Below are 2,742 nucleotides of genomic sequence, written 5' to 3'. Positions count from 1 at the left end.
GTAGGACATCTCTGCTACCTCCGGGGAGCCACGGGCCTTATGCTCGCATTTGGCGGTATATGGAGCTGATCAGATCTATGCCGCCACTGAAGAGGAAAGGATCCGGCAACGGCGGGCGACACGGCGGCGACAGCCGGTAAGCCCACCCATGCGGCGCACACCGCCCGGACGATGCACCCGTACGCCCCGGCCAATCGCCGCACATCCCTTCACACGGGCGGGCCGAGGCGCAACACTCCAAGGCGCATGAACGTTGCCGCCCATGGCCCGCCGGTCCCGTGGAAGCGAGGGCAAGTCATGTCCGTGCACGACGACATCACCGCCGTCCAGCGCTGTCTGGACGACCTCAACCGGTCGCTGAGCCGCCTGGAGCACCAGCTGGGCCGCGGCGGTCTGGAGATACGGCGGGTCCGGCTGGACGCCGAGCACCTGCGCGAGAGCGTGGCCCTGCTGCGCGAGACCGCCACCGCCCCGGCCGCCTCCCGCCGGCCCGACCTCGTCACCATCTCCGACGCGCCCTACGACATCAGCCTGTGGACGGACTCGGACGACGAGGGCCTGGGCGCCCGCGACCGCCGCGCCCCCTGAAACCCGCTACCGACCGGAGTCCCGACTTGGCCACTGGTACGGAATCCCCCCGGCAGCGCGGCGGCGTACGCACCGGTACGCGTGCCGCGATCACCGCCCCGCATCTGCGGACCGACCGCTGGTGGCTGGCGCCCGCCTGCACCGCGGCCGGTCTGCTCGCCTTCGTCGTCTACTCGACCTGGCGGGCCTTCGCCGACGCGCACTACTACGCGGCGCCGTACGTCTCGCCGTTCTACTCGCCGTGCCTGGCGGAGAACTGCCGGACCATGCGCGCTGGGCCCAACGCCGACCTGTTCGGCGGCTGGTGGGGCATCTCGCCCGCGATCATCATCCTGATCTTCCCGCTCGGCTTCCGTCTGACCTGCTACTACTACCGCAAGGCGTACTACCGCGCCTTCTGGGCGTCCCCGCCCGCCTGCGCGGTGGCCGAGCCGCACCGGTCGTACACCGGTGAGAGCCGCTTCCCGCTGATCCTGCAGAACGTCCACCGGTACTTCTTCTACGCCGCCCTGCTGGTGGCCGGGGTGCTCACCTACGACACCGCGCTGGCCTTCCGGGACGGGCACTACCGGTGGGGGCACATGGGCCTGGGCACCCTGGTGTTCCTGGCCAACATCGTGCTGATCTGGGCGTACACCCTCTCCTGCCACTCCTGCCGGCACATCGTCGGCGGCAAGCTCAAGCACTTCTCCAGGCACCCGGTGCGCTACCGGGCCTGGCGGTTCGTCGGGCGGCTCAACGCCCGTCACATGCAGTTGGCCTGGGCCTCGCTGCTGAGCGTGGCGCTCGCCGACTTCTACGTGTACCTGGTCGCGTCCGGTGTCTTCGACGATCCGAGGTTCTTCTGATGGCAGCGGTGGAACGGCAGCAGTGGGACGTCGTGGTCGTCGGTGCCGGCGGCGCCGGGCTGCGGGCCGCGATCGAGGCCCGCGAGCGGGGCGCCCGCACGGCCGTGATCTGCAAGTCGCTGTTCGGCAAGGCGCACACGGTGATGGCCGAGGGCGGCATCGCGGCGGCGATGGCCAACGCCAACGAGAACGACACCTGGCAGGTCCACTTCCGCGACACCATGCGCGGCGGCAAGTTCCTGAACCAGTGGCGGATGGCCGAGCTGCACGCCCGGGAGGCCCCGGACCGGGTGTGGGAGCTGGAGACCTGGGGGGCGCTGTTCGACCGGACCAAGGACGGCCGGATCTCCCAGCGCAACTTCGGCGGCCACGAGTACCCGCGGCTCGCGCACGTCGGCGACCGCACCGGGCTGGAGCTGATCCGCACCCTCCAGCAGAAGGTCGTCGCGCTCCAGCAGGAGGACTACCGGGAGACGGGTGACCACGAGTCCCGGCTGAAGGTCTTCCAGGAGTGCACGGTCACCCGCGTGCTCAAGGACGGCGAGCGCGTCTCGGGAGTCTTCGGCTACGCCCGTGAGACCGGCCGCTTCCTGGTGCTCCAGGCCCCGGCGGTGGTGCTGGCGACCGGCGGCATCGGCAAGTCCTTCAAGGTCACCTCCAACTCCTGGGAGTACACCGGGGACGGCCACGCGCTGGCGCTGCTGGCCGGCGCTCCCCTGGTGAACATGGAGTTCGTGCAGTTCCACCCGACCGGCATGGTCTGGCCGCCGTCGGTGAAGGGCATCCTGGTCACCGAGTCGGTGCGCGGGGACGGCGGGGTGCTCAGGAACTCCGAGGGCAGGCGCTTCATGTTCGACTACGTCCCGGACGTCTTCAAGGACAAGTACGCCGAGTCGGAGGAGGAGGCCGACCGGTGGTACGAGGACCCGGACCACAACCGCCGCCCGCCGGAACTGCTCCCCCGCGACGAGGTGGCCCGCGCGATCAACTCCGAGGTGAAGGCGGGCCGGGGCTCCCCGCACGGCGGGGTCTTCCTCGACGTCTCCACCCGGATGCCCGCCGAGGTGGTCCGGCGCCGGCTGCCGTCGATGTACCACCAGTTCAAGGAGCTGGCGGACGTCGACATCACGGCGGAGCCGATGGAGGTCGGGCCGACCTGCCACTACGTGATGGGCGGGGTCGCGGTCGACTCCGACACGGCGGCGGCGCGCGGGGTGCCGGGGCTGTACGCGGCCGGCGAGGTGGCCGGCGGCATGCACGGCTCCAACCGGCTGGGCGGCAACTCGCTGTCCGACCTGCTGGTGTT

The 2,742-nt window shown here is 70.6% G+C and carries 3 protein-coding genes; all 3 read left to right on the top strand.

Features of this window, described 5'->3' with window-relative positions; genetic code table 11:
* Nucleotides 1–297: 297 nt before the first annotated feature.
* Nucleotides 298–588, top strand: coding sequence for a hypothetical protein (locus tag H5J33_RS30120; RefSeq protein ID WP_181797951.1), 291 nt, complete (start codon nt 298–300; stop codon nt 586–588).
* A 26-nt stretch (nt 589–614) separates the two neighbouring features.
* Entirely contained in the window at nt 615–1,436 is an 822-nt protein-coding gene (locus H5J33_RS30115; RefSeq protein ID WP_181797950.1) for a hypothetical protein, read from the top strand.
* A partial coding sequence (locus H5J33_RS30110) for a fumarate reductase/succinate dehydrogenase flavoprotein subunit (protein ID WP_181797949.1) occupies nt 1,436–2,742 on the top strand: 1,307 nt, incomplete at its 3' end. The genes H5J33_RS30115 and H5J33_RS30110, both read left to right, overlap by 1 nt.

The sequence above is a fragment of the Streptomyces sp. WELS2 genome, assembly GCF_013870595.1.
GTDB lineage: Bacteria > Actinomycetota > Actinomycetes > Streptomycetales > Streptomycetaceae > Streptomyces.
Note: the sequence above shows the minus strand (reverse complement) of the source record. Positions and strands in the feature narration are given on the sequence as shown.

Bases quoted from the DNA above. Each gene is read 5' to 3' on its own strand.
- H5J33_RS30120 (WP_181797951.1), top strand. From the start codon at position 298: ATGTCCGTGCACGACGACATCACCGCCGTCCAGCGCTGTCTGGACGAC.